The sequence below is a fragment of the Streptomyces avidinii genome, assembly GCF_014650695.1.
Lineage (GTDB): Bacteria > Actinomycetota > Actinomycetes > Streptomycetales > Streptomycetaceae > Streptomyces > Streptomyces avidinii.
In genome coordinates this window covers 1-7,515 of the sequence record NZ_BMVL01000024.1, presented here as the reverse complement: position 1 = coordinate 7,515, position 7,515 = coordinate 1, and the positions used below count along the sequence as shown (strand labels likewise).

The following is a 7,515-nucleotide window of genomic DNA, read 5'->3' as shown; positions in this document are numbered from 1 at the left end:
CGGGGGCGCCCGCATGTCACCGTGTCACCAGGCGGCGGGCGCGCCCGCGGCCACCGCGAACACCGTCCCGTCGGGCGCACTGCCGAACAGCCGCCCGTCCCCGACCACCGGTGCGGGCAGGGTCGAGGTGTAGCCGCCGGGCCCGGCCCCGATCCGGGGCTTCGTCTGGCCCAGCAGTCGGCCGCCGCCGTCCACGGCCAGCGTCCGCCCGTCGGACGCCGTCAGGTGGATCCGCCCGTCGTGGACCACCGGCCGCGAGCCCACGGCCACGCCCGTCTCCAGCCGCCAGTCCTCGCGCTCCGCCCCGACCGCGGTCAGGGCGCCGCCCGTCCCGAAGGCGTACACCCGCCCGTCCGGGCCGACCGCGGCCTGCGCGTCGAGCAGCGGTGCGGCCAGCGCGGTCCTGCGTACGGCACGGGTCGCGAGGTCCACCCGTACGACCGCCCTGCTCACCGCCCCGGACGCGGACCGCGAGTCGCCCTCCAGCAGGTACAGCCCGCCGGCCGCCGCGCCGACCGGTTCCAGCAGTGACGGGTTGCGGACCTGCCAGCGCACCGTGCCGTTCGCCGGGTCGACCGCGCTGATCTGCGTGGACTTCCCGTCCGCCGCCTGGGTGGACACGTAGGGGACGGCGCCGCCGGTCTGGTCCGGTCCGGCGAACCAGACGGAGCCCGGTCCGCCGAGCCGGTGCGTCCAGTGCGCCGCACCGGTGGCCGCGTCCAGCATCGTGACGTTCCCGTCCGGGCCCGTGACCAGCAGCAGCTCGCCCACGGGCACCACCTGCGCGCCCTGCTGCAGGCTCCGCTTCCAGCGCTGCACACCGGCCGCCGGATCCAGCGCCCGGAGCGTCTTCCCGCCGTCGTCCACCGCGAGCACCAGCCCGGCGGCGTGCAGCGGGGCCGGATTCGGTGTCATCCGCGATTCGGGTGCGGCGCCGCGTACGGACCAGAGCACGGAGCCGCTCGCGGGGTCGAGCCGGGTGGCGGCCAGCCCGGGCCCCGAGCAGTACAGGGCCCCGGCCGACCAGGAGCAGGCCGGAAAGGGGTTGCCCTGCCCCCGCTCGCCGGCCGGTACCGCCCACGGCGTCGCGGCGCCCGCCCCGGTGGCGGCGGCGTGCACGGCGGACGGGTCCGACGCGTCCGGGGAGCCCGCGTCCGCACCGAGGGCCAGGTACCCGCCGAGCGCCCCGGCGGTCACCAGCAGCACGATGCCCACCGTCATGAACAGCCGCGCCCGCCGCCGGGGCCGGGCAGCGGGCACGGGCGCGGGGGCGATCCGGTCCCGCCGGTGGGTGCTCTCCTCCACCCGCTGCGGGCGCCGCGGGCTCGGGATGAAGGCCCGGGTGTCCTCCGACGTGGGATAGGCCAGCGCCCGCAGCTCGCTGATCAGCGCGTCGGGCGTGGGGCGTTCGGCCGGGTCCTTCGCGAGGCAGCGCTCGACGATCGGCATCAGTTCTGCCGGCAGCCCGGTCAGGTCGGGGTCGTGGTGGACGACCTGGTACGCGACCAGGTAGGGGCTGTCGGAGTCGAAGGGGCCGCGCCCGGTCGCCGCGTGCACGAGGACGGCGCCCATCGCGAACAGGTCCGCCGCGGGTCCCACTTCCCGCGGCCGCTGGAACTGCTCGGGTGCCATGAAGGGCGGTGTCCCGATCAGCTTCCCGGTCTCGGTGCGCAGATCGCTGTCCGCCGGGCGGGAGATTCCGAAGTCGATGACCCGCACCCCGTCCGGCGCCATCAGGACGTTGCTCGGCTTCAGGTCCCGGTGCACCACGCCGGCCCGGTGGATGTCGCGCAGCGCCTCGGCCAGTCCGGCGCCGAGCCGGGCCAGTTCGACGGGCTCCAGCACCTGCTCCCGCACCCGCTCGGAGAGCGTCGGCGCGTCGATGAACAGCGTGGCCATCCAAGGCCGTTCGGCATCAGGGTCGGCGTCCACGACGGGCGCGGTGAAAGCGCCGCTCACCTTGCGCGCGGCGGCGACCTCCTGCCGGAACCGGGCCCGGAACTCGGGATCCACGGCGTGCTCGGGATGCACGATCTTGACGGCGAGTTTCAGCCCCGAGGCGGAGGTGGCGAGGTGGACGACACCCATGCCGCCCGAACCCAGGACGGATTCCAGCCGGTACTGCCCGGCGTACTCCGGAAAGCCCGGCCGATCCCTGCGCAGCGATTGCACCGCTGACCACCCCCGCCGGAGCCTAGTCGATGCCCCCTGAGGATCTCCAAGGTCCTGCTACCCTGCGCGAGTTGCGAAGCGCAACGCTCAGGGGGGAGATTTCGCATGTCCGAAAAGAGCGAGTCCGGCCAGGTCCAGAGCCTCGCCGCCGAGTCCGGTTTCCAGACGTTCCCGGTGGCGCCCGGCTACCGGGTGAACGTCCGCAGCGGCCCGGGCACCAGCTACTCCGTGGTCAAGGTCCTGCCCTACGACTCGTACGTCTCGATCCGCTGCCAGGGCCCGGGTACGACGGTCTCCGGTCCGTACGGCACGACCGACATCTGGGACTGCATCGGCAACGGACAGTTCGTCTCCGACGCCTACGTCAGGACGGACAGCGACGGCTACGTCGCCACCCGCTGCTGAATTCCGTCCCGCGTTCCGTGCAGGGTTCCGTGTCGCGTTCCGTGGGGGGACGGGGACCGGCCACGGCAACGACACGTGTCGGAGCCGTCTGACACGTGAGACGCACCCGGCCCGACCGGCCCGGCGAGGGATAATCGCTGACGTGAGCGACGACCAGCGAGACCAGACCCCCGCCGAGCCGGCCCAGGCCGCGGCGCCCACCGGCCCGCAGCCCGAGCCGATCCGGTTCTTCGGCACCACGTGGGTCGACCACGACGGCGGCTACGCCCTGCGCCGCGTCGGCCTCGCCATCGGCTCGCTGGCCACCGCAGTCTCCGCCGCCCTGCTGCTCCGCCTCTCCTACGAGGGCCTGGAGATCGGCAACGTCGGCCCCTTCCTCAGCATCTCGGTCGTCGTCCTCTTCGCGATCGCCAGCTCCATCGCCTTCACCAAGACCTGGGCCTCCTTCAGCCGCCGCCCCGCCCCGTCCTCCGACGAGGCCGCCCTCAAGGGCCTGAAGACGATCGGCTTCATCGGCTCCCTGATCGCGTACTTCCTGCGCTGCCTCGGCGAGGCGCCGGGCGAGAAGCTCCGCCGCGCCGAGTACGAGAGCGCCCGCGCCGAATACGCCCGCCGCCGCAGCACCCGTACGGGCAACCCGGCCGCGCGCCGCCCCAAGCGCAAGAAGTAGTCCGCATCCTTCCCGGCGATTGACGTCCCGGCACCGCCAGGAGCATTATTCATCACATGATGAATAACCAGCCCGAGGGAGACCCGGCCGCCGTCCACGCCCATGACCTGAGCGTCCGCCGTGGCACCGGCCGCACCCTGCGCACGGTCCTCGACTCGCTCGCCTTCGACGTCCCCCGCGGCCGCATCACCGGCCTCCTCGGCCCCTCCGGCTGCGGAAAGTCCACGCTCATGCGCGCCATCGTCGGTACCCAGGCCCACGTCACCGGCACTCTCGACGTCCTCGGCGACCCAGCAGGCCACCCGCGGCTCCGCTCCCGAATCGGCTACGTCACCCAGGCGCCCAGCGTCTACGACGACCTCACCGTCCGGCAGAACCTCGACTACTTCGCCGCCGTCCTCGACCCCGGCCGGGCCGCCGCCGACCGCCGCGCCGCCGCCGTCACCCGCGCCATCACCGACGTCGACCTCACCAGCCGGGCCGGCGCCCTCGCCGGCAACCTCTCCGGCGGCCAGCGCAGCCGCGTCTCCCTCGCCGTCGCCCTGCTCGGCACCCCCGAGCTCCTGGTCCTCGACGAACCCACCGTCGGACTCGACCCCGTCCTGCGCCGCGACCTGTGGAACCTCTTCCACGACATCACCACCACCCGCGGCGCCACGATCCTCGTCTCCTCCCACGTCATGGACGAGGCCGAGCGCTGCCACGACCTGCTCCTCATGCGCGAGGGCCGCATCCTCGCCCAGGACACCCCCGACGCACTGCGCACCCGCACCCACTCCACCACCGTCGAGGAGGGCTTCCTGCGCCTCGTCGACGAAGCCAACGCGAACGCCGCCGACGCCGCCCTCACCCCGGAGCAGAGCCGATGACCGCCATGACCGCCATGAGCGGCGCCCGCACCGCCGCCACCGCCGCCCGCGTGCTGCGCCAGCTCCGCCACGACCCGCGCTCCATCGCGCTGATGCTCCTGGTCCCCGTACTGATGCTCACGCTGCTGCGCTTCGTCTTCGACGGCAGCCCCAAGACCTTCGACGGCATCGGAGCGTCCCTCCTCGGGATCTTCCCGCTCATCACCATGTTCCTGGTGACCTCCATCGCCACCCTGCGCGAACGCACCTCGGGGACCCTGGAACGCCTCCTCGCCATGCCGCTCGGCAAGGGCGACCTCATCGCCGGCTACGCCCTCGCCTTCGGCGCCGTCGCCGTCCTCCAGTCCGTCCTCGCCACCGGCCTCGCCCTCTGGGTCCTCGGCCTCGACGTCGTCGGCTCCCCCTGGCTGCTCCTCCTCGTGGCGCTGCTCGACGCCCTCCTCGGCACCGCCCTCGGACTCTTCGTCTCCGCCTTCGCGGCCTCCGAGTTCCAGGCCGTCCAGTTCATGCCGGCGGTGATCTTCCCGCAGCTCCTCCTCTGCGGCCTCTTCGCTGCCCGCGACACCATGCACCCGGTCCTCGAAGGCCTGTCCGACGTGCTGCCCATGTCCTACGCCGTCGACGGCATGACCCAGGTCCTCACCCACACCGACATGACCGCCGAATTCGTCCGCGACGCCGGGATCGTCGCCGCCTGCGCCCTGCTCGTACTCGCCCTCGGCGCGGTCACCCTCCGCCGCCGCACCCCCTGACCGCACTGCGGACAGCCCCGCCCCCGCTGCCCGCCCGGGTGCAAGGATGAAGACGTATAGGTAGCTCACGCGCAAGAACAGTTCGGCGAGGTGGATCGGGCATGACCCAGACAGTCGCAGTCCTCGGTACCGGCAAGATCGGCGAGGCCCTGCTCAGCGGAATGATCCGCGGCGGCTGGCCCGCCTCGAAGCTCCTCGTCACCGCCCGCCGCACCGAACGGGCCGAGGAACTCCGTTCCCGCTACGGGGTCGAGGCCGTCTCCAACGCCGAGGCCGCCAAGCGCGCCGACACCCTCATCCTCACCGTCAAGCCCCAGGACATGGCCAAGCTCCTCGACGAGCTCGCCCCGCACGTACCGGCGGACCGCCTGGTCATCAGTGGCGCCGCCGGCGTCCCCACCGCCTTCTTCGAGGAACGCCTCGGCCCCGGCACCCCCGTCGTCCGCGTCATGACGAACACGCCGGCCCTCGTCGACGAGGCCATGTCCGTCATCTCCGCCGGCAGCCACGCCACCGCGGCCCACCTCGCCCACACCGAGGAGATCTTCGGCAGCGTCGGCAAGACCCTGCGCGTCCCCGAGTCCCAGCAGGACGCGGCCACCGCCCTCTCCGGCTCCGGCCCGGCCTACTTCTACTTCCTCGTCGAGGCCATGACCGACGCCGGCATCCTCCTCGGCCTGCCCCGCGCCCAGGCCCACGACCTGATCGTCCAGGCCGCGATCGGTGCCGCCGTGATGCTCCGCGACAGCGGCGAACACCCGGTCAAGCTCCGCGAGGCCGTCACCTCCCCGGCCGGTACGACGATCAACGCCATCGTCGAACTGGAGCGGCACGGTGTACGCGCCGCGCTCATCGCCGCCCTGGAGGCGGCCCGCGACCGCAGCCGCGAGCTCGCCTCCGGCAACAGCTGAGACACCCGTACCGGTGGGGCCCCGCGGCACGCGGAGCCCCACCCGTCACGGTCACGGCTCCAGCAAGCCGATCGCCCGGTACGCCCGGTCCACCACCGGCCGCGCCAGCTCCCTGGCCCGCCCGGCCCCCTCCCGCAGCACCTTCTCCACCTGGGCCGGATCGCCCGCCAGCTCGGCATGCCGCTCCTGCACGGGCCGCAGCAGTTCGACCACCGCGTCGGCGACGTCCCGCTTCAGGGCGCCGTAGCCGCTGTACCCGTCGGCGAGCGCGGCCGGATCGCCCCCGGTGCACGCCGCCAGGATGTCCAGCAGGTTCGCGACTCCCGGCCGCGTCCGACGGTCGTAGAGCACGCCGCCGTCCCCGCTGTCGGTCACCGCCCGCATCACCTTCTTGCGCACGACCCCCGGCTCGTCGAGCAGATAGACGATTCCCGCCCCACTGTCGTGCGACTTGCCCATCTTCGACGTCGGGTCCTGCAGATCCATGACCCGTGCGGCCACTGCCGGAAGCGTGGCCCGCGGGACGGTGAAGGTGTGCCCGTAGCGCTGGTTGAACCGCACCGCGATATCCCGGGTCAGCTCGACGTGCTGCTGCTGGTCCTCTCCGACCGGCACCTCCTGGGCCTCGTACGCCAGAATGTCGGCGGCCATCAGCACGGGATAGGTGAGGAGCGACAGCCGCACGCCCTCTCCGGAGACCTGCGCCCTCGCCGCCTTCTCCTTGTACTGGATCATCCGCCGCAGCTCCCCGTCGGTGGCGGTGCACTCCAGCAGGTAGGCCAGCCGCGTGTGCTCGTCGACGTGGCTCTGCACGAAGAGGGTGCACCGCGCCGGATCCAGCCCGGCCGCCAGCAACAGCGTCGCCGCCTGCCGGCTCAGCCTCCGTACGCGCGCGGGCTCGTGTTCCACGGTGAGTGCGTGCAGATCGACGACACAGAACAGCGCGCACTCCGGCTCGTACTCGGCGGTGACCCACTGGCGGACGGCCCCCAGGTAGTTCCCCAGCGTCAGGTGCCCGGTGGGCTTGATCCCGCTGAAGATCCTCTTCGTCGCCATGTCCTTGTTCTCCCTCTGTCGTGCGTGAGTGGTGTCGGCGCCACCGCGACGGGCGACCGAGCCACTCCCGGGAGGGAGAAACAGAAACGGCCGCCGTAGCGGCGGCCGTGAGCGCATGCGTGCTCGCGTGGAAGGTCGGCCGCCGTCAGGCGGCCCACCAGCAGAGGCTGAGCGTGAGCGCATGCGTAGTCATGGACCCAGCGTAGACGGACGGGCACGGAGACGCGGTGTGTTTCGGGCACCGCGTCGCGGCGGGTCGGCGGGGGTTGACACTGGTGTGCCCGGTCCGTAAGGTTCTTCGAGTTGTCCGAAGTGAGCGCCGACCCCGGTCGGTCCCCGGACAGCTCATCCCGCACTACACATTCGAACGAACGACGCACTCCGTCGTCTCGTTTTCATGCGTATTTGCGAATGAGGAATCCGCGTTCCAGGACGCAGTCGCCGATTAGGTTCGGGGGCAAGGAATCCGCTACTGTCTCACTCGTCGAAAGGGCCCAACAGCCCGGCAGACAAACCCCGCTGACCGGGGATCAGGCCCGAAAGGATCTGATAGAGTCGGAACCGCCGGAAAGGGAAACGCGAAAGCGAAAACCTGGAAAGCGGAGCTGGACTGGCTCTGATAGAGTCGGAAACGCAAGAACAGAACGAAAGCCCGGAGGAAAGCCCCAGCGGATGTCGCG

7 protein-coding genes are annotated in these 7,515 nt (G+C 72.1%); 5 read left to right on the top strand and 2 right to left on the bottom strand.

Annotation, left to right across the window (positions count from 1 at the left end):
- Window positions 1-24: 24 nt before the first annotated feature.
- Entirely contained in the window at window positions 25-2,172 is a 2,148-nt protein-coding gene (locus IE257_RS36135) for a serine/threonine-protein kinase (protein ID WP_229920872.1), read from the bottom strand.
- 105 nt (window positions 2,173-2,277) lie between these two features.
- Between IE257_RS36135 and IE257_RS36130 the strand changes: the two genes are divergently transcribed.
- From IE257_RS36130 to proC, 5 genes are all read left to right on the top strand, one after another.
- The gene (locus IE257_RS36130) at window positions 2,278-2,577 is read left to right on the top strand and encodes a peptidase (RefSeq protein ID WP_189974088.1); all 300 of its coding nucleotides are present in this window, start codon (window positions 2,278-2,280) and stop codon (window positions 2,575-2,577) included.
- 142 nt (window positions 2,578-2,719) lie between these two features.
- Window positions 2,720-3,247 carry a hypothetical protein gene (locus tag IE257_RS36125; protein ID WP_189974087.1) on the top strand — a complete coding sequence of 176 codons (528 nt, stop codon included), beginning with the start codon at window positions 2,720-2,722 and terminating at the stop codon, window positions 3,245-3,247.
- Window positions 3,248-3,303: 56 nt separating this feature from the next.
- Complete coding sequence (locus tag IE257_RS36120; protein ID WP_189974086.1) at window positions 3,304-4,116, top strand: ABC transporter ATP-binding protein; 813 nt, start codon at window positions 3,304-3,306, stop codon at window positions 4,114-4,116.
- A complete protein-coding gene (locus tag IE257_RS36115) occupies window positions 4,113-4,868 on the top strand; it encodes an ABC transporter permease (protein ID WP_189974085.1) in 756 nt (251 codons plus the stop codon). Before IE257_RS36120 ends, IE257_RS36115 begins: the two co-directional genes overlap by 4 nt.
- Window positions 4,869-4,969: 101 nt before the next feature.
- Window positions 4,970-5,779: a pyrroline-5-carboxylate reductase gene (gene proC, locus IE257_RS36110; RefSeq protein WP_189974084.1), complete on the top strand. Its 810-nt coding sequence runs from the start codon at window positions 4,970-4,972 to the stop codon at window positions 5,777-5,779.
- Between the two features lie 51 nt (window positions 5,780-5,830).
- Here the strand turns inward: proC and trpS are convergent, their stop codons facing one another.
- Window positions 5,831-6,835, bottom strand: coding sequence for a tryptophan--tRNA ligase (gene trpS / locus IE257_RS36105; protein WP_189974083.1), 1,005 nt, complete (start codon window positions 6,833-6,835; stop codon window positions 5,831-5,833).
- Window positions 6,836-7,515 lie beyond the last annotated feature (680 nt).